Source organism: Nocardiopsis sp. NPDC055879 (genome assembly GCF_053615935.1).
Genome location: NZ_JBSHCT010000014.1, coordinates 135478 through 153298, shown reverse-complemented (window position 1 = coordinate 153298; position 17821 = coordinate 135478). Strand labels below are relative to the sequence as shown.

Below are 17821 nucleotides of genomic sequence, written 5' to 3'. Positions count from 1 at the left end.
TCCGGTATGTCCACGTCCTTCGCACCCCACCCGCCCGCGGCGACGCGTCCGGCCCCTTCCGGAGGTGGACGCCGCCGGACCAGGGTCCTCATCGGTACCGATACCTACCCCCCGGACGTCAACGGCGCCGCCTACTTCACCGCCCGGCTCGCCCGGGGGCTGACCGAACGCGGTGTCGAGGTGCACCTGCTATGCCCCTCGCCCACCGGGCGGCCGCACGTGGTGGAGCGGCACGGGGTGGTGGAGCATCGGCTGCGGTCCATGCCCTCCTTGGCGCACGAGAGCGTCCGGCTGGCCCTGCCCGCGGGTGTACGCGGCCACCTGAACCGGCTCCTGGACCGGTTGCGGCCGGACGCCGTGCACATCCAGAACCACTTCCTCGTCGGCCGGATGCTGGCCGGCGCCGCACACGACCACGGCGTGCCGGTGGTGGCCACCAACCACTTCATGCCCGAGAACCTCTTCGACCACCTGCGAATGCCGTGGTCCCTACGCCCGTACGCCGCACGCCTGGCCTGGTGGGACCTGAACCGGATCCTGGGCCGGGTCGAGCACGTGACCACACCGACGCCGACCGCGGCCCGGCTGCTACGCGAACAGGGGTTCATCCATCCGGTGGAGGCGGTCTCCTGCGGGATCGACCTGGACCGCTTCCGACCGCCACCGGAGGGTTCCGTCGTCGCCGAACGTCTGCGGCTGCGCGCCCGATTCGGGCTGCCCGACCGTCCGACGATGCTGTTCGTGGGTCGTCTGGACGAGGAGAAGCGCGTCGACGAACTGGTGCGCGCGGTGGCCCGCACCTCCGACGTCCAGCTGGTGCTGGCCGGTCAGGGCGCGCACCGCGAGAGGGCGGAGGAACTGGCCCGGGCCGAAGGGGTCGCCGGCCGGGTCCGGTTCCTCGGCTTCGTCGCGCACGAGGACCTCCCGAACGTCTACCGGTGCGCGGACGTGTTCACCATCGCGGGCATCGCCGAGTTGCAGAGCATCGCCACGTTGGAGGCCATGGCCAGTGGGCTGCCCGTGGTGGCGGCCGACGCGATGGCCCTGCCCCACCTCGTGGAGGAGGGCCGCAACGGCTACTTGTACGAGCCGGGCGATCCCGACGCGCTCGCCGACAGGGTGGAAACGGTGCTGGCCACCGAGCGGGAACGGCCGCGCATGGGCGCGCACAGCCGGCTCATGGCGTCACGGCACCGGTTGGAGGATTCGCTGGACCGCTTCGCGCACATCTACGTGGACGCGTCGGTCGGGGCACTCGCCTCGTTCTCCGGCGGCCGGTAGGGCGGCAGGGCGAACCCGATGACGGTGCCGCCGCCCTCCCGGTTTCGGGCGAACACCTCTCCCCCGTGGTCACGGGCGATCTCGTGCACCATGGACAGACCCAGCCCGGAGCCGGGCAGGCCACGGGCGACGGTGGCCCGGTAGAAGCGTTCGAAGAGGTGGCGGATCTCGTCGGGGTCCACGCCCGGGCCCCGGTCCAGGACCTCCACCACGCCCTCGCGGACGCGGATCTCGATGGGCCCGTCGCCGTCGGGGTCGAACTTGGCCGAGTTCTCCACGGGGTTGGACATCGCCCGTTCCAGGGCGCCGGGACGGCCCCAAACGAGACTGTCGTCGGCATCGACGAGGATCTCGCGGCCGGTCCGGCGTCGGGTCCGGGTGGCGACGCGCTCGGCGAGCCCTGCGAGCGCCACCGCGCTGCGGGTCTCGTCCTCGTGGTCGCCGGTGGCCAACCCGACCAGTTCGTTGACCAGGGCGGTGAGCTCCTTGGTCTCGCCTTGGAGGTCGTCGAAGAGCCGTTGACGCGCGTCCGGGCCGAGCCGTTCCACCCGGCCCAGGACCTGCACGTTGGTGCGCAGGCTGGTGAGCGGGGTGCGCAGTTCGTGCGCGGCGTCCTGCACCAGGCGGCGCTGTTCGTCCTTGGAACGGGCCAACCGGGCGAGCATGCCGTTGAAGGCGCTGGTGAGACGGCCGACCTCGTCGTGTCCGGGTTCCTCGGGGCCCACGCCCGGACCACCGGCGCCTCGGTCGGTGGCTCCCCCGTTGCCGCGACCGTTGCGCGTGGTGGTGACCGGGTCGAGTCGGCCGGTGGAACTGACGTACTCGGCGGCCTCGGTCAGGCGGACCAGCCGGCCGGTGACGCGGTGTCCCGCCAGCCAGCCGACCGAGGCCGCGCACAGGGCGACGAACAGGCCCACCCACAGGATCTGCGTGGCCAATCGGCCGATCATCTGTTCGATCGGGGACAGTTGTTGGAGGAGTTGGACGGCGCCGCGTCCCTCGCCCAACGAAACGGTGCCGACCCGATACGCCTGGTCCTGGACCTGGAGCTCCCGCTGACTGATCACCCCGGGTTCGTCGGCCCGAGCGAGCTCCAAGTCCTCGGAGGTGGGGTGGAAGGAGGAGATCTCGTGCTGGTTGGCGAGCAGTCGCGCCCAGCTTCCGTCGGGGCCCAGGATCTGCGCGTCCAGGCTGCCCGGGGCCAGGAAGGAGAGCCGGTTCTCCTGTACGTCCTCGCTCTCCTGCGCGGACACGATCAGTTGGCGGGACAGGTTCTGCAACGCGTCGTCGAACTCGCCCTCGGCGTCGGCGCGGATGAGCGAGGCGGCGGTGCCGTAGGCGAGCATGCCGATCAGGGCGATGGTGACGGCGGCGACCGCCGCGAACATCACCGCGAAGCGGGTTCCCAGTCGCCAGTCGTCCGGGTTGAGCAGGACGCTGCGCCGCCTCGCCTCTTGGACGCGTGACTCCGGAACGGACTCCCTGTGGGGAACGGACACCCTTGGATCACCCCTGGCGCAGCGTGTATCCGACACCTCGGACCGTCTGGATCAGCGGCGGTCCGCCATCCTCCAACTTGCGCCGCAGATAGCTGATGTAGACCGCCAGGTTCTTCGACTCCGGTCCGAAGTCGTAACCCCAGATGCGGTCGTAGATGGTGGCGTGGTCCAGGACGATGCCGGAGTTGCGCATGAGCAGTTCGAGCAGGTCGAACTCGGTCTTGGACAGTTCCACCTCGCGTTCGCCGCGCCACACGCGCCGGGCGCGGGCGTCCAGGCGCAGTTCACCCACCCGAAGGGGCGCCTCGTCGTCGGCCCCCTCCGGCACGGGAGCGGCACGGCGCAGCAGGGCACGCAGCCGCGCCAGGAGTTCGTCGAGTTCGAAGGGTTTGGCGAGGTAGTCGTCGGCACCGGCGTCCAGGCCCGCCACCCGATCGGGCGTCTCGACCCGCGCGGTGAGCATGAGGATGGGCGTGCGATCGTGCTCGGCCCGAAGTACGCGGGCCACCCCGAGGCCGTCGACACCGGGCATCATGACGTCCAGGACCAGCAGGTCGACGGGTTCCGCGTGGACCGCGGCCAGGGCCTGGACTCCGTCGGCGACGGTGCGCACCGTGTACCCCTCCAGTTGGAGGGCGCGTTCCAGGGACTCCCTGATGGCACGGTCGTCGTCGGCGACCAGGACGGTGGCGGTGCTTTCCATGCCCCCATGCTCTCGCACCAGGGTGAGAGAGCGGTAAGAAGCGATCGGGAACGGGGTGTGGTGTCCTGGTCGAGTGCCCTGGTCAGGCGTTCGGGTCGAAGACGCGGGTGCGCTCCAGCCCGGCGGCGCGGCCCTTGCCGGCCACCACCAGCGCCATCTTCCGAGAGGCCTCGTCGAGCATCTCCTCGCCCAGCATGACGGCGCCGCGCCGGTCCACGGTGGTGGCGTGCTCGTAGGCGTCGAGGATGAGTTCGGCGTGGTCGTAGTCCTCCTGGGAGGGAGCGAACACCTCGTTGGCGGCCGTCACCTGGAGCGGGTGCAGCACCCACTTGCCGTCGAAACCGAGCGCGGAGGTGCGCCCGGCGGCGCGGCGGAACGCGTCCACGTCACGAATTTGCAGGTAGGGACCGTCGATGGCCTGGACCCCGTTGGCCCGAGCGGCCACCAGGATGCGCATGAGAACGTGGTGGTAGGCGTCGCCGGTGTCGTACCCGGGCGGCTGCTCACCGACCACGAGGCTCTTCATGTTGAGGGAGGCCATGAAGTCGGCGGGCCCGTAGACGAGGCTCTCCAACCGTGGGGAGGCGGCCGCGATCTCGTCCACGTTCACCAGGCCCTTGGCGTCCTCGATCTGCGCCTCGATACCGATCCGACCGATGGGCAGGCGCACGGCGCGTTCGATCTGGGTGAGCAGCGTGTCGAGCCAGTGGACGTCGCGGGCGGCGGTCACCTTGGGCAGGACCAGGGTGTCCAAATGCGCGCCGGCGTTCTCGACCACGGTGATGACGTCGCGGTAGGCCCATTCGGTGGAGATGTCGTTGACCCGCACGGAGCGGACCTTGCCGTCCCATCCACCTTCGGTGAGCGCCTCGACCACGGTGGCGCGCGCCGTCTCCTTCTCCAGGGGCGCGACCGCGTCCTCCAGGTCGAGGAAGAAGGCGTCGACGTCCAGCCCCCGCGCCTTCTCGACGAACCGGGGGTTGGACCCCGGTACCGCGAGCACCGACCGTCGCGACCTCGGTTCTGCCATGGCGTGTCCTCCCCGTTCCGTCCGTGCGCTGCGGCCCGTGGTGTGAGACGGATCCCGTACGGGCCCGCGGGCCTCATCATCGCACCGTGTGATGCGTAGAGTGTGGCCGGGCCCGGTGAGGGCGGGTCCGGGGATCACACGGGGGAATGCGACATGGCCGTGCAGCCGTACCCGACCAGTACCCATTGGGGTGCCTACCGGGTCGATGTGGAGAACGACCGAGTGGTGGGGGTGCACCCCGATCCTCGTGATCCCGCTCCGTCCCCGCTGATGGCCAACACACCGGACGCCCAACACCACCGCACCCGGGTGGCCCGGCCGGCGGTGCGACGCCGTTGGTTGGAGAACGGCCCGGGCCCGGACGCGCGACGCGGCGACCCCGACGACGAGTACGTGGAGGTGGAGTGGTCCAGGGTTTTGGACCTGCTCGCCGGCGAACTGGACCGGGTACGCACCCGCCACGGCAACGCCGCGATCTTCGGCGGCTCCTACGGGTGGGGCAGCGCGGGGCGGATCCACCACGCGCAGAGCCAGCTGCACCGGTTCCTCAACACCATCGGCGGGTACACGCGGTCGCGCACCACCTACAGCCACGGGGCCGTGGAGGTGCTGTTCCCGAGGATCATCGGCGTTCCGGCCGCCAACCGGCTGCTGCATCGCGCACCGTCCTGGGAACGGATCCGCGAGCACACCGAACTCCTGGTGAGCTTCGGTGGGCTGCGGGTGTCCAACACCTGGATCGCCTCCGGCGGGCGGGCGGCGCAGACGGCGGGTCCGGCGATGCGCGCGGCCTCGGACGCCGGTGTGGAGTTCGTGTCGGTGTCCCCCTTGCGCGACGACACCTCCGCCGACCTCAAGTGCACGTGGATGTCGCTGGAGCCCGGGACCGACACCGCCGTGCTGCTGGCGCTCATGCACGTCCTGTTCGACGAGGGGTCGGCCGACACCGCGTTCCTGGACCGGTACACCGTCGGCGCCGACCGGCTGCGCGCCTACGTGATGGGCGAGCGCGACGAGTACGGTGCGCCGGGCGGGGTGGAGCGTTCCCCCGAATGGGCGCAGCGGGTGAGCGGGGTGCCCGCCGAGGACGTTCGAGCGTTGGCGCACCGGATGGCGCAGAAGCGCACCCTGATCAACGTGGGCTGGTCGGTGCAGCGCGCCAGGTACGGCGAACAGCCGCTGTGGGCGGGGCTCGCGTTGGCGTGCTGCCTGGGACAGGTGGGGCTGCCCGGCGGCGGGTTCGCTTCGGGGTACGGCTCGATGGGCAACTACGGCGGTGGCGCGACCCCGGTGGGGCTGCCTCGGTTTCCACAGGGCACGAACGCGGTGGACTCGCTGATCCCGGTGGCCAAGGTCTCGGACATGCTGTTGCACCCGGGCGAGCCCTACGACTACGACGGAGAGCGCAAGCACTTCCCCGACATCCGGCTCGTGTACTGGGCGGGCGGCAATCCCTTCCACCACCACCAGGACCTGAACCGGCTGACCCGGGCGTTCGGTCGGCCGGAGACCGTGGTGGTGCACGAGACGCACTGGACGGCCACGGCCCGGCACGCCGACATCGTCATCCCGGCGACCACCGTGTTGGAGCGCGACGACATGGCGGCCAGCCAGGGCGACCTGGCATTGCGGGCGATGCCGCGGGTGGTCTCACCACACGGGCGGGCACGCGACGAGTACGACACCTACACCGACCTGGCCGAGCGACTGGGTGTGCGGGAGGAGTTCACCGAGGGGCGCACCTCCGGCGAGTGGATGCGCCTGGCCTACCAACGGTGGCGTTCCATGCTGGCCCGCCGCGACCTGGAGGTCCCCGACTTCGACGGGTTCTGGGAGCGGGGCCGGATCGAGATTCCGGGCCGGGTCGAGGACGAGACGCTCATGGGCGACTTCCGGGAGGACCCCGAGGGCAGGCCGCTGCGGACACCGAGCGGGCGCATCGAGCTGTACTCGGAGACCATCGCGTCGTTCGGCTACGAGGACTGCCCTGGTCACCCGGTGTGGCTGCCGGGGCCGGCCGTGACCGACACGGGTGAGGACGGGACGGGGTGGCCGCTGGTGCTGGTGGCCAACCAGCCGCGCGAGCGTTTCCACAGCCAGCAGGACATGGGACGGTACAGCGCCTCGCAGAAGGTCCACGGCAGGGCTCCGCTGCGGATGCGCCCCGAGGACGCCGAGGCCGCGGGGGTCGCCGAGGGCGACGTGGTGCGGGTGACGGGGCCGAGCGGTTCCTGTCTGGCCGGGGTGGTGGTCGACGACGCTCCGCGCCCCGGCGTGGTGCAGCTGTCCACCGGCGTTTGGTACGACCCGTCGGGTGCGGACGTGACCTGCGTGCACGGCAACCCCAACGCGCTGGCCCGGGACGAGGGGACCTCGTCGCTGGGACAGGGCTGCACGGGGCAGTTGATCAGGGTCCGGGTGGAGCCCTACGAGGGCGACCCGCCCCCGGTCCGGGTCTTCCAGCCTCCGGTGGGCGTCACCGACGTCGGCCCGCCGTCGTCATGATGTCCGTGGCCCAGTACGAGTCACTGATGGAAACGTTGAGTATCCTCTCCGATCCCGAAGCCCGAGCGGACCTGGCCGAGTCGATCGATTCCGAGGAGTTCACCACCGAGGAGGACATGGCCGCTCTGATGCGCCATCGTTTGGACAGGGGCTCCGCCGCGTGAGGGTCGCTTACAAAAGTCCCGCGCGGCGGGCACTGACGGAAGAGCTCCCGGAATCCGTCGCGTCCGCCGCCCATGAGTTCATCTCCGGCCCTTTGAAGGACAACCCTTGGCGTGTGGGGAAGCCCTTCGAAGACCCCTTTACCGGTCTGCACGCCGCCAGGCGGGGAACCTACCGGGTCATCTATCGGATCCGACCGGACAAGGACCTGATCGAGATCCACTCGATCCGCCACCGCAGAGACGCCTACCGAGCCTAAGTTCGGGTCGTGGGCGGTCAGCGGGTGAGGAGGCGGTCGGCGCGGCGGGGCAGCACCAGACCGACCAGGGCCGGTAGCGCGTAACCCACCTGTCCGGGGGCCAGCATCCCGAGGATCACACCGGTGTTGGCGGTGGGGGCGCGCAGGAACTCGCGCATCCGGGGATGCGCGTAGGGCACCGCGTTCCCCATGGACAGCAGACTGAGCACGGCCACACCGACCAGGGCGGTCCACACCATCCCGCCGGTGCCGGCGCGGGCCAGCCAGTTCTGCAGGTGGTCCAAGGCCGCCACCGCGTACGCGGGTTCGGCCTGGCCCGGCGCGCTCCAGGCACCCCACTGCATCGCACCGGCCAGGACCGCCAGGGCGGCGGCCGCCACGGCGACGGCTCCGGTGGCGGTACCCGCCAGCCCCAGACGGTAGGACAGCTCACGGGCCTGGCCGGCCAGTTCCTCCTGGGAGGGGTGACGGCGCCACGGCCGCCCCTGGGACCGGGCCTCCCCCATGGCGTTGGCCCGGCGTCGGCGCAGGAAGCGCAGGGTGTCGCAGAGCGCGCCCGGACCACGCCGGGCGGCCCGGGTGGCGGCGGCGAACTCGTGCACGATGGCGGTCACGGTGGTGGCCAGGGTGATCGGCAGATCCGCTCCGACCAGGGCCGTGCGCCGGAACGTCGGGGCGATGTCGGCGGGCACCCGCACCCGCGTGGAGATCGAACGTCCATGCGCCCACCGGCGCAGCCGGGCCAGCGGAGCCCGACCCGGCAGCGGGGGCGTGGTCTCGGCGGCGGAGGCGATCAGCCGGTGGTCCATGCCCACCGCGAACACCAGGACCAGCAACAACAGCCACGGAGTGAGCGCGCCGCCGCCCAGCACGCGGTGCAGGAAGGTCGAGACCGGGTCCAGGGTGGCGGCGGCCAGCAGCGCGTTGAAGTGCAGGTGCTCCAGATACACGAGCCCGGCGGCCAGGAGCGGCAGCAGCCACGTCCAGTTCCCGTAACGTCGACGCCCCACGATGGCCAGGCCCAGGGCACCGGCGATCAGCCCGGTGACGACGGCGTGCCCGGAGAAGATCGCCAGCACCTCGCCCTCGGGTCCGGAGATGGTGCTGCCCCCGGGCAGGAACAGGCCCGTGGAGCCCGTGTTCGGCACGGAGAACTCGGTGAACAGCCGCTCGGCCAGCTGGAACCCGGCCCCCGAGGCGGCGCCCAACAGCAGGAAGTCGACGGAGGCCAGGCGACGAGTGCGTCGACGGGCCAGGAAGGCGACGACCAACAGCGGCGACAGCTTCGCCACTTCCTCGACGGTGACCGCCACGTAGGTGTAGCCGAGGGCGTCGTACGGTTCCAGACCGACCAGCCCCACGATCGCCCCCTCCAGCAGGGCCACCGGCCACAGCAGGAGCGCCCCGAGGGCCACCATGCGCGCCAGGGTCGCGAAGGACACGGTGCGCGAACGCGCCAGGAACGCCAGTTGGAACAGCAGGACGAAGGTCAGGAGCAGGGCGGGCAGGGCCGGCCCGAGCTCCGGTGCGCTCAGCGGCGCCACCAACAGCAGCACGACCATGAGCCAGTTCCAGCCGCCGCGCGCCGCGCGCAGTGAGCGTACGGCCCGAGGGGATCGCACGCGGGCGCGCTCGGCCCGCCGCGACAGACGTTCGTGCGGGTCGGGACCGGGCCCGCGATTCCGTGCGTGCCGGGCGCCGGGTTCGATGCAGTGGTACCGCTGGGCGGCGTTCAAGAGCTCGGGGCGCTTGGTGCGCTGCGCCTTGGCCGCGAACTCCTCCCGCACACCGGGGATGTCGGAGCCCACGATCTCGCGGACGAAGTCGGCCGGTCCGGAGGCGATGGTGAGTTCGTTGGCGGCGACCAGGACGGCGGCGGAGAAGTCCTCCACGCAGACGAGGAAGTCGGTGGGTTCGTTCCCCCAACCCCGGATGAGGTCGACGAGGGTCTCGGTGTGCGGCGGCACCTCGGTGACCGGTTCGTAGGAGAACTCGCCCCGGGTACGGCAGACCAGGAGCCGTTCCACGCCCAGGGCCCGGCCCGCGTCGACGATCCCACGGATGAGGTTGCGGTCCCGGGGCACCGAGAAGGGCGTGGTGACCTTGCCTCCGGCCCGGACCCACTGCGGGTCGAACTCGGTCGGTCCGGCACAGACGCGCAGCACGAGATCGCGCGCGAGCATGGCCTGTTCTTGCATGGGTGTCCTCGTACCGGGGGGTGGGGATCACGTGGGGCCGCCGGAGTCCGGCGGTGGTCCGGTACGGGGGCGGCCAGGCACGAGCATAACGGCGAAGGGTTCGGTCGGACCATGCGCGGTGGGTCCCTCGCGCGAAGGGCGTGGTCCGGCTCCGAAGGCGTCCGCGCACAGTTGCAGGAAGTGCCGCACCACCGGCAGGGACAGGGCCCAACCGGTCAGGGCCCACCCCAGGTGCAGATGTTCCATCGCCCGGGCCAACGCCGCGAGGCCGCTCCAGCGCGCGCCGTCGGCGGTTTCGTAGGTGAGCCGGTACAACACCTCCGGGTGGTCCGCGGCCGGGCGCATGCGCAGCGCCGTGGGTCGACGGGCCGCCACCCAATTGCCCACCCCGCGGCACATTCCGCAGTCCATCGCCACGTACAGGGTGCCCTTGGTCCGCCCCGACCAGGGGCGCCATCGGGGCAGCCAGGGGCGCACACCGGCCCGGTAACCGGCCCAGGCGGAGCCGAGGTCCGCGCGGAGCCGGCCGCCCTCGTGCCAGGAGGCGAACCCTGCCCCGTAGGCGAAGCAGATCACCGCTCCGATCATCAGCGCGGGATGCAGCAGGCCGAGCACCAGGTACACCAGCGCCATGGAGAGCTGCATCGGGTTGCGCACGTAGGCGTAGGGGCCGCTGGTGACCAGGCGTTCGGGTGGGTCGTAGGGCAACGGGGTGCCACGTCCCACGGCGGCGAACTCCCGGGCGGCGGCCAGCCCGGGCAGGCAGGCCAGGGCCAGCAGTTGGACCAGGACGGACGCGGTCTCGGGCGTGGGCGGCTCGATCCGGACCAGAGCGGCCGACACGCAGACCGGCAGGACCACCGTCAGCCCGAACGCGAGCAGCGACTGGGCCCACATCCGCGCGGTGAGCAGTTGCTTGTGCCGGGTCCAGTAGGCCAGCAGCGAAGCGGGGATCAGGCACAGCGCCGCGCCCAGGATCTCACCGAGCAACCACCACGACCCCAGCACCACCACGGGTTCCGCGAGCGGCATGAGGATCATGTCCAGCCAGACCAGCAGCCCGGTGATCAGGGGGACGGGGAGCAGGCGCAGCAGCAGCGCGGGCAGGGCGCCCCACAACAGGACCCACGCCAGCGTCAGGTCCACCGGCAGTCCCTGCCACACGGCGCCTTCAGCGTGGAAGGACCACCAGCCGGCACGCACCGCGTACAGGTTCAGCGGGATGAGGGTGAGCAGGGCCCAGGCGGAGGCCACGATTATCGACGCCGTCTCGCGGTGGGTCGGGGCACGCCACAGGCACAGCGCGATCAGCGCCGCGAGCGGTAGGAACAGGCCCAGGCCGCGCACGAGCAGGGCGGGGAGTTCGGGGGTCACCGGGCGGCCTCCGCGAAGGTGTCGGCGAGGTAGGCGGCGGCCAGGTCGGTGGCGTAGGCCTGGATCGGGCCGAAGTACCAGGAGGGGTCGTAGGTGCGGGAGTAGTCGAACTCCCAGGTCAGCCTGGTGTCGTCACCCTCCCGTTCCCAGATTGCGGTGGCGGTGCGCAGGTCCAGCCAACGGGCGAGGGTGGTGTCCTCGGTGACGTCGAAGACCACGCGACCGCCATCGTCGTCGATCCGGCTCTCGGTGACCTCCAACTCCATGGTGCGCGGGGTGGGTTCGTCGTCCAGGGCCAGGGTGGTGCGCGGGGTGAAGTGGATCAGGCGGCCCTCGCCCACCTCCAGGCCCTCCCCCACCGCCTCGACCGGTTCGGGGAAGGGGACCGCGCTCAGGAAGAACGCCTCGGGGGCCTCATAGGCGGGCGGGGCGGCGAGTGCGGCGGCCACCTGTTCGGGGGTCGCGTCGACCAGGGCCGAACCCGTGCCGGTGTCGTCCCTCGGCAGCAGGGACAGCCCGGTGACCCCCTCCAGGGTGAGGGCGAACAGGACCGGGACGGCGACGAAGGCATGTGGGCCGTACCGATCCCGGCCGGACACGGCGACGCCCAGCCAGGTGATCAGGGCGACCAGCCCGTAGATCAGCGGGGCCGCGATGACCAGGCAGACCAGACCTTCCCCGAGCAGTGGACCGGAGAGCAGCAGCATGACGGTGGTGATGGCCATGGCCACCCCGACGGCGCTCTGAGGGCGGGCCGAGAGCACCACGATCAGGGCGAGGACGACGGGGAGACCGACGTAGAACAGGGCGGTCTGGTCCAGGCCACCGAGGCTCGTCACCCGTAGGAGCACCAGGAGGGGGAAGACGCCCAGCGCAAAGATCCCCGCGAGGATCCAGCGGGCGGTGGAGGGTCTGCGTGCGGGCACGCGCTCCTCCCCCTCGAACCACGTGCTGGGCGGGGTTCCGGGGACGGCGCGATGGCCGGCGGCGTAGCGTGCGGCGGTCTCCTCGTCGGAGGGGTGGTCGTCGGGCTCGTGCGGTTCCGGCATGGGGGAGCTCCTCTCGGTTGTCCAACTGATTGAATCACTCGATTTAATCACTTGATTAAACCGTATGATGAAGCTCGTCGAAAGGGAGGGTCATGGCCAAAGGTGGCGGCGGAGGCCGCAGAAGCAGCGAGGAGACCAAGGAACGCCTGCTCACGGCGGCGGGAGAGGTCCTGCGCGAAGAGGGGTACTCCGGGGCCTCGGCCCGGGCCATCGCCACGCGCGCCGAGGCCAACTCGGCCCTGGTCTTCTACCACTACGGCGGGGTCGACCAACTGCTCCTGGCCGCGTTGGATCGCTCCAGCGCCGAGCGCATGACCATGTACGAAGAGCTCGCGTCGAACGCCCGCACGCTCGAAGAACTGGTGGAGGTCGCCACCAGGATCTATCGGACCGACCTGGAGCGCGGCTACATCACGGAGTTCACCCAGCTGGTAGCCGCCGCCGTCGGCAAACCCGAGCTGCGCGAGGAGATCCGACGGCGTTCGGAACCATGGATCGACTTCATCGCCGGGCAGTGGGAGCGTGTGGTGGGCGGTTCCCCCCTGGGACGGTTGCTGCCCGCGCGGGAGGTCGCCCACGCCGCGATCACCTACTACTTGGGGGTCAACCTGTTCTCCGTGCTCGACGAGGACCACTCCCGCAGTGAAGCCGTGTTCGAGCTGGCCGGAACCCTGGCGCCCCGCGCCCGACTACTGACCCTGCGCCTGCCCAGGCGCGCCGAGAAGAAGGAGCACGAGTGAGCGTTCGCGTCGCCGAGGGGATCGAATTCCCCGACACCGCCGATGGTCACCGTTGGGTGGCCGCGGCCGCGATCATCGACGAGCGGGGCAACGTCTTCGCCCAGCGCAGGTCGGCCACCCGCAAGGTGTTCCCGCACTGTTGGGACGTGGTCGGCGGGCACGTGGAGGAGGGCGAGGGCATGCTCGACGCCCTGACCCGCGAGGTCCACGAGGAGACCGGATGGCGGTTGAGCGAGGTGCTCGCCGAGCTGTGCCTCCTGGACTGGGACCCGGGTGACGGGCTCGTCCGCCGCGAGATCGACTACCTGGTCCGCGTCGAGGGCGACCTGAACCGTCCCACCCTGGAGGTCGGAAAGCACACCGAGTTCATGTGGGTGGACGAGTCCAAGGTGCACCTGCTGCACGACGCACGCGACCCCGGCGACTACTTCATCGCCGACATCGTCCAGAAGGGTCTGGCCGCCGCCCGCGCCCTCACCTGACCGAAGATCAGAGAGGCAGGGCAACGAAGAGGCCCGCCCAGATGAGCGCCAGGTCACCCAGGATGTCCCGCCTGCGTTCGATCTCGCGGGGTTCCCCTTCCGGTGCCCGCCGGGCGGCGAACCGGGACACCCGCTCGGCGTCCAGGTCGACCCCGGTGTGGATGACCGTCCCATCCCTCAGGCGCAGCCGCCGGCCCTCGACCCTGTCCAGCGCTTCGACGGGGACGGAGGTCACGTGGATTCGGTGTACCACCTGGATCCACGTGCCCACCAATCGCACCCGGGACAGGGACAGGTGCAGCGCGTAAACGCCCAGGATCGCGACGGTCAGGGCGGCGAGGAACGCGACGAGCGACCACCCCGGGTGAAGCGACTCCGACGACAGCGGATTCGGTAGACACCACAGCGTCATGCCGAATACGACCGTCGCGATGACGATTCCCAGGAATGCCCGCCCCGGGTTCCACAGGGTTCCGCTCTCCGGCACCGGGTGGAACCGTGCCGGGTCACGGCGACCGTCCGGCCCGTTCCCGGACCGCAGCGCCCGCCCCTCCCCCGTCTGTCCACCGAGTCCGACCAACCCATAGAGCAGGGCGAGTATCCCCTCGTGGTGGAATTCGACAGCGGTCACTATCGACAAGGTGAACAGGCAGAAGAGTCCGCTGATCGTGCCCCACCAGCGCATCCGGGAGTGGGGCAGGAACGCCACCCGCAGCAGATCGCCCCGGGTCGGCGGTGGGCCGTGGACGCGCACTCTGGCCGCGACGAAACGCCGGTGTTCGGAGCGCAGCGCCATCGCGATGACGACGGCCCAGAACAGGAACAGCACCACGGGGAGGGTCCAGGACACGGGGAGACCTGTCCGGTCGGGGCACTGCCGTGCCGGTGGGGGATCCTTCGGCCACCCACCTTAGGGATCCCGGGTCACGTCCAGGACAACAGCGGACGATCCCGGCAAGCCCGGCCCCGCGGTCACTTCTGTTCCAGGACCTCCCTCAGGGCGAGGGGGAGCGCGTCCAACAGGTCCGAGGTGCTGATCGGGGCGCCGTCCCGCGCCAACACGGCCGCGCGTCCGTGCAGGTAGGCGGCGCACAGGGCGGCCTCCTGCGGGTGCTGCCCCGACGCCAGGAACGCGCCGGCCATCCCCGAGAGCACGTCCCCCGAACCCGCCGTCGCGAGCAGCGGGGTCCCCGTCGGGTTGGCGACGACCGGTGCGCCCGGGTGGGCGATCAGCGTCGTCGAACCCTTCAACAGCACGGTCGCCCGATACCGCGACGCCGCGCGCGACACGTGTTCCAGCCGGCGCGCCTCGATGTCGGAACGTTCGGCGTCGGGCAACAGCCGCGCCAGCTCACCCGCGTGCGGGGTCAGCAGGGTGTGCGCCGAACGGTCTCGGACCAGTTCGGCGAGGTGTTCCTCGGCGCCGACCAACGTTAGGGCGTCCGCGTCGAGCAGCACCGGCCGATCGCTCTCCAGCAACGCCTTCACCTCGTCCACCTCGGTGGGGTCGGTGCCTCGCCCGGAGCCGACCACGACGGCCGCGACGCGCCCCGGGCCCAGGTCGGCGTCGCTTCCCGGGTCCAGGCGCTCGCCGACCGTCTCCGGCCAGCGGGAGATCACCTGGGAGAGCACCTGTTCCCCGCCGCCGTACCGGACCATCCCCACGCCTGTGCGCAGTGCCCCGCCCACGCACAGGACGGCGGCGCCCGGAAAGCGGTCGGAGCCGGCGCGCACCGCGAGCACGCCCCGGCGGTACTTGTCGGACTCCGCCCCCGGCGTGGGCAACAGCCGCGCGATGTCCACAGCCTGTGGACGGAGGAGGTCGGAGCCGGGCAGTTCCGGTCCGAGTCCGATGTCGACGAGGTGGACGCTCCCGGCCCGTTCGGCGCCGGGGTCGACGAACAGCCCCGGCTTGTACGTGCCGAAGGTGATCGTGGCGTCGGCGGCGATCGCGGGCCCGGCGACCTCACCAGTGTCGGCGTCCACACCGCTGGGCAGGTCCACCGCGAGCACCGGGGCCGGCGAGTTCACGGCCAGGGCGGCCAACGCGCCGTGGGGTTCGCGCAGACCCCCGCGCCCGCCGATGCCGACGAGCCCGTCGACGATCAGGTCGGTGTCGAAGAGCGCGGTCTGCACGTCGTCGGAGAGGGTCCCCTCCTTCGCCACGGTCAGGACGCGACCGCCCGCGCGCCGCAGCGCGGTCGCACCGCCCGGGTGGAGTCGGGACCCGGCGGCCACCGCGCGCACGTGGGAACCCCGGGCGGCCAGGTCCGCCCCCGCGTACAGGGCGTCGCCGCCGTTGTCGCCGCCGCCCACCAGGAGGGTGACGCGGGAGCCGTACACCCGGGGCAGCGCCCGGGAGCAGTGCACGGCCAGCCCGGTGGCGGCGCGACGCATGAGGACGCCTTCGGGCAGACGGTCCATGAGCGTCTGTTCGGCCTCGCGGACGGCGTCGACGTTGTGGGCTGAAAGCACCGGGCACCTCCGAGGGACGGGTCGGATCTCTCATCGTGACGCACCGGAGCCGGATAACACCCGTCCCACCACACCCACTAGCGATCGACTTTTGGCACATATCGCCCGTTGTTACGGGTTCACCACGTAGAGAAGCCGTTAATGGGGACAATGGAGGTATGCCTCGACCGAGCAAATACGTGTCCAGGTCCGATCTGGGCTGGGGTTCGTCCCCGGCCGACCAGGCCAACCCCCGTTCCGGCCTGGTCATCCACTACGACTCAGCCGACCAGAACCTGGCGGGCAAGGACCACTCCGCCTGCCTGTCCTACTGGCGCAGCACCCGCGACTTCCACACCGGCCCCTCCCGCGGCTGGGCCGACATCGGGTACTGCGTCGACGCCGAGACCGAGATCCTCACCGAGAACGGGTGGCGGACCTTCCGCGAGATCGCCATGGGCGACCTCGTCCTCACCCTCGACCACACGAGTGGCACCTCCCGTTGGCAGCCGCTGACCGCGGTCAACGTCTTCCCCGCCATGCCTCGCGAGCTGCTCCGGATGGAGGGGTTCGGCCACTCCTCCCTCACCACCGGCCGACACCGCTGGCCGGTCGAACGCCCCTCCGCCGCCGGCGAACCCGAGCGGGCGTGGGCGACCAGCGCGACCCTGCGTGCGGGGGACCTGATCACGCTGTCCGCGCCCTGCCAGGCGCCACCCACCGAAGCCAAGTGGCCCGATGCCCTGGTGGAACGGCTCGCGCGCGCCTGCGTAGCCGGAGAACCGCGCACGGGTGACGGCCACGACGACCCCCTCCCCGAGGAGATCACCGAACACGCCCCGGACGGGGTGCCCTCGCACGGGTTCCTGTCCGCCCTGACCGGCCCGCAACTCGACCTGTTCCTGCGGTCCGCCTCCGGTAGCGGCGGTGAGGGGACGGGCATGCTGCTCGCTCCCTCACCTGCGGTGGCCGAATCCTTGTTGTTCGCCGCCGTCCTCGCCGGGAGGGCGGCCGTCCGGCACGAAGGAGGGGACGCGAACCGGGTGGACCTGCTCGACCGGGACCGCTTCGCCCCCGAGGACGTCACCGTCACCCGGGAGGACCACGACGGTCCCGTCTGGTGTCCCACCACCCCCGACGGGACGTGGCTGGCCCGTCGAAAGGGAACGGTGTACTTCACCGGGAACTCCTTCATGGCCTGCCCGCACGGGTACGTGATCGAGGGGCGAGGGCTGTACCGCGCCCAGGCCGCCCAGCCCGGCGGCAACACCAGCCACTACTCGTGCACGCTCGCCACCGGCCCCAAGGACCCCATCACCCCCGAGCAGATCAACGCCGTCCGGGCCCTTCGGCAGTGGCTCATGGAGCCCGACACCTCCATCGCGGGCAGTGTCTCGGGGCACCGCGACTTCATCTCCACGTCCTGCCCCGGAGACAAGGCCTACAAGCTCGTACAGGACGGCACCTTCGCCAAGGACCCCGACGACACAGAGGGAGACGACGACATGCCCCGACACCGCAGGTTCGAGAAGGACGACGCCCAGTCCATGGAGCCCGGCGACTGGGTGAGTCTGGCGTTCGACCGGCGGCACGACGGCGAGACCGGCGAGTTCTACTCGCTCGTGGGGGTCGAGGAGACCGACGGCGCCCACTACGACATCTCCGTCGGGGTGGTCCTGGAGGGCGTCACCCCCGGCGCCGAGGTGCAGATCCGCGCCACCGAGTACGAGTCCGACGGTGACGGCGGCTGGAAGATCGCCCGCAACCGCCCCCAGCACAGCCCCATGCACAAGAGTGGCCAAGGCCACTTCACCTACTCGTGGAAGGGCAACCTGGCGGAGGGTCGACGGGTCCGCGTCCGGCTGGCGCAGTTCGGTGACAGTACGGCGCAGGTGGTCTCGGCGACCACCGACGTCTTCTACTGGCCCCGCTGACCCGGCACCGACTTCTTCGACCATGGCGTCGCCCCCGGCCCGCCCCCCGGGGCGCCGCCATGCCGGTTCCCCCCCCGGCCCCCCCCGGGCCCGCCCGACCTGCCCGGGCGCCCGTCCACCCCCCCCCGGGAGAACGACACCGTCCACGAAC

The 17821-nt window shown here is 71.2% G+C and carries 15 protein-coding genes; 7 read left to right on the top strand and 8 right to left on the bottom strand.

Annotation, left to right across the window (positions count from 1 at the left end; translation table 11 throughout):
* Positions 1-6: 6 nt before the first annotated feature.
* Positions 7-1281: a glycosyltransferase gene (locus ACWGKS_RS18455; RefSeq protein WP_452456340.1), complete on the top strand. Its 1275-nt coding sequence runs from the start codon at positions 7-9 to the stop codon at positions 1279-1281.
* On the opposite strand, the gene ACWGKS_RS18450 is transcribed toward ACWGKS_RS18455, so the two are convergent.
* The 3 genes from ACWGKS_RS18450 to ACWGKS_RS18440 form a co-directional block, all read right to left on the bottom strand.
* Positions 1230-2780: a sensor histidine kinase gene (locus tag ACWGKS_RS18450; RefSeq protein WP_452523299.1), complete on the bottom strand. Its 1551-nt coding sequence runs from the start codon at positions 2778-2780 to the stop codon at positions 1230-1232. The two genes, ACWGKS_RS18455 and ACWGKS_RS18450, sit on opposite strands and share 52 nt — an antisense overlap.
* A 7-nt stretch (positions 2781-2787) precedes the next feature.
* Positions 2788-3483 carry a response regulator transcription factor gene (locus tag ACWGKS_RS18445; protein WP_358506650.1) on the bottom strand — a complete coding sequence of 232 codons (696 nt, stop codon included), beginning with the start codon at positions 3481-3483 and terminating at the stop codon, positions 2788-2790.
* 82 nt (positions 3484-3565) lie between these two features.
* Positions 3566-4513 (bottom strand): HpcH/HpaI aldolase/citrate lyase family protein, encoded by a 948-nt coding sequence (locus ACWGKS_RS18440; RefSeq protein ID WP_358506653.1) that lies wholly within the window; start codon positions 4511-4513, stop codon positions 3566-3568.
* 153 nt (positions 4514-4666) lie between these two features.
* On the opposite strand from ACWGKS_RS18440, the gene ACWGKS_RS18435 reads away from it, so the two are divergent.
* From ACWGKS_RS18435 to ACWGKS_RS18425, 3 genes are read left to right on the top strand one after another with little or no spacing between them, the layout of a single operon-like run.
* Positions 4667-7018 (top strand): molybdopterin-dependent oxidoreductase, encoded by a 2352-nt coding sequence (locus tag ACWGKS_RS18435; protein WP_452523297.1) that lies wholly within the window; start codon positions 4667-4669, stop codon positions 7016-7018.
* Between the two features lie 26 nt (positions 7019-7044).
* Positions 7045-7182, top strand: coding sequence for a hypothetical protein (locus ACWGKS_RS18430; protein WP_358506659.1), 138 nt, complete (start codon positions 7045-7047; stop codon positions 7180-7182).
* Entirely contained in the window at positions 7179-7439 is a 261-nt protein-coding gene (locus tag ACWGKS_RS18425; protein WP_358506662.1) for a type II toxin-antitoxin system RelE family toxin, read from the top strand. Before ACWGKS_RS18430 ends, ACWGKS_RS18425 begins: the two co-directional genes overlap by 4 nt.
* A gap of 17 nt (positions 7440-7456) precedes the next feature.
* On the opposite strand, the gene ACWGKS_RS18420 is transcribed toward ACWGKS_RS18425, so the two are convergent.
* Genes ACWGKS_RS18420 through ACWGKS_RS18410 form a run of 3 tightly spaced genes read right to left on the bottom strand, consistent with a single transcriptional unit; the run spans position 7457 to position 12060 of the window.
* Entirely contained in the window at positions 7457-9637 is a 2181-nt protein-coding gene (locus tag ACWGKS_RS18420) for a PrsW family intramembrane metalloprotease (RefSeq protein ID WP_358506665.1), read from the bottom strand.
* Positions 9638-9664: 27 nt separating this feature from the next.
* On the bottom strand, positions 9665-11011 hold the full coding sequence (locus ACWGKS_RS18415) for an isoprenylcysteine carboxylmethyltransferase family protein (protein ID WP_452523294.1): 1347 nt from the start codon (positions 11009-11011) through the stop codon (positions 9665-9667).
* Positions 11008-12060 carry a hypothetical protein gene (locus tag ACWGKS_RS18410; RefSeq protein WP_452523292.1) on the bottom strand — a complete coding sequence of 351 codons (1053 nt, stop codon included), beginning with the start codon at positions 12058-12060 and terminating at the stop codon, positions 11008-11010. Before ACWGKS_RS18410 ends, ACWGKS_RS18415 begins: the two co-directional genes overlap by 4 nt.
* A gap of 92 nt (positions 12061-12152) precedes the next feature.
* Here ACWGKS_RS18410 and ACWGKS_RS18405 point away from each other — a divergent pair, with 92 nt between their 5' ends.
* Together ACWGKS_RS18405 and ACWGKS_RS18400 are read left to right on the top strand one after the other, a co-directional pair.
* On the top strand, positions 12153-12800 hold the full coding sequence (locus ACWGKS_RS18405; protein ID WP_452523290.1) for a TetR/AcrR family transcriptional regulator: 648 nt from the start codon (positions 12153-12155) through the stop codon (positions 12798-12800).
* A complete protein-coding gene (locus tag ACWGKS_RS18400) occupies positions 12797-13282 on the top strand; it encodes an NUDIX domain-containing protein (RefSeq protein ID WP_452523288.1) in 486 nt (161 codons plus the stop codon). Before ACWGKS_RS18405 ends, ACWGKS_RS18400 begins: the two co-directional genes overlap by 4 nt.
* A 7-nt stretch (positions 13283-13289) precedes the next feature.
* Here the strand turns inward: ACWGKS_RS18400 and ACWGKS_RS18395 are convergent, their stop codons facing one another.
* Both ACWGKS_RS18395 and ACWGKS_RS18390 read right to left on the bottom strand, forming a co-directional pair.
* Entirely contained in the window at positions 13290-14132 is an 843-nt protein-coding gene (locus ACWGKS_RS18395; RefSeq protein WP_452523286.1) for a hypothetical protein, read from the bottom strand.
* Positions 14133-14254: 122 nt separating this feature from the next.
* Positions 14255-15757: an NAD(P)H-hydrate dehydratase gene (locus tag ACWGKS_RS18390; RefSeq protein WP_358506683.1), complete on the bottom strand. Its 1503-nt coding sequence runs from the start codon at positions 15755-15757 to the stop codon at positions 14255-14257.
* 158 nt (positions 15758-15915) lie between these two features.
* Between ACWGKS_RS18390 and ACWGKS_RS18385 the strand changes: the two genes are divergently transcribed.
* Entirely contained in the window at positions 15916-17670 is a 1755-nt protein-coding gene (locus ACWGKS_RS18385) for an N-acetylmuramoyl-L-alanine amidase (RefSeq protein WP_358506685.1), read from the top strand.
* The last annotated feature ends 151 nt before the right edge of the window (positions 17671-17821 follow it).

What these genes read in the sequence shown, in the direction of transcription:
- ACWGKS_RS18405 (WP_452523290.1), top strand. Translation starts at nt 12,153, where the DNA reads ATGGCCAAAGGTGGCGGCGGAGGCCGCAGAAGCAGCGAGGAGACCAAG.
- ACWGKS_RS18445 (WP_358506650.1), bottom strand. Translation starts at nt 3,483, where the DNA reads ATGGAAAGCACCGCCACCGTCCTGGTCGCCGACGACGACCGTGCCATC.
- ACWGKS_RS18410 (WP_452523292.1), bottom strand. Translation starts at nt 12,060, where the DNA reads ATGCCGGAACCGCACGAGCCCGACGACCACCCCTCCGACGAGGAGACC.
- ACWGKS_RS18435 (WP_452523297.1), top strand. Translation starts at nt 4,667, where the DNA reads ATGGCCGTGCAGCCGTACCCGACCAGTACCCATTGGGGTGCCTACCGG.
- ACWGKS_RS18440 (WP_358506653.1), bottom strand. Translation starts at nt 4,513, where the DNA reads ATGGCAGAACCGAGGTCGCGACGGTCGGTGCTCGCGGTACCGGGGTCC.
- ACWGKS_RS18430 (WP_358506659.1), top strand. Translation starts at nt 7,045, where the DNA reads ATGGAAACGTTGAGTATCCTCTCCGATCCCGAAGCCCGAGCGGACCTG.
- ACWGKS_RS18455 (WP_452456340.1), top strand. Translation starts at nt 7, where the DNA reads ATGTCCACGTCCTTCGCACCCCACCCGCCCGCGGCGACGCGTCCGGCC.
- ACWGKS_RS18420 (WP_358506665.1), bottom strand. Translation starts at nt 9,637, where the DNA reads ATGCAAGAACAGGCCATGCTCGCGCGCGATCTCGTGCTGCGCGTCTGT.
- ACWGKS_RS18385 (WP_358506685.1), top strand. Translation starts at nt 15,916, where the DNA reads ATGCCTCGACCGAGCAAATACGTGTCCAGGTCCGATCTGGGCTGGGGT.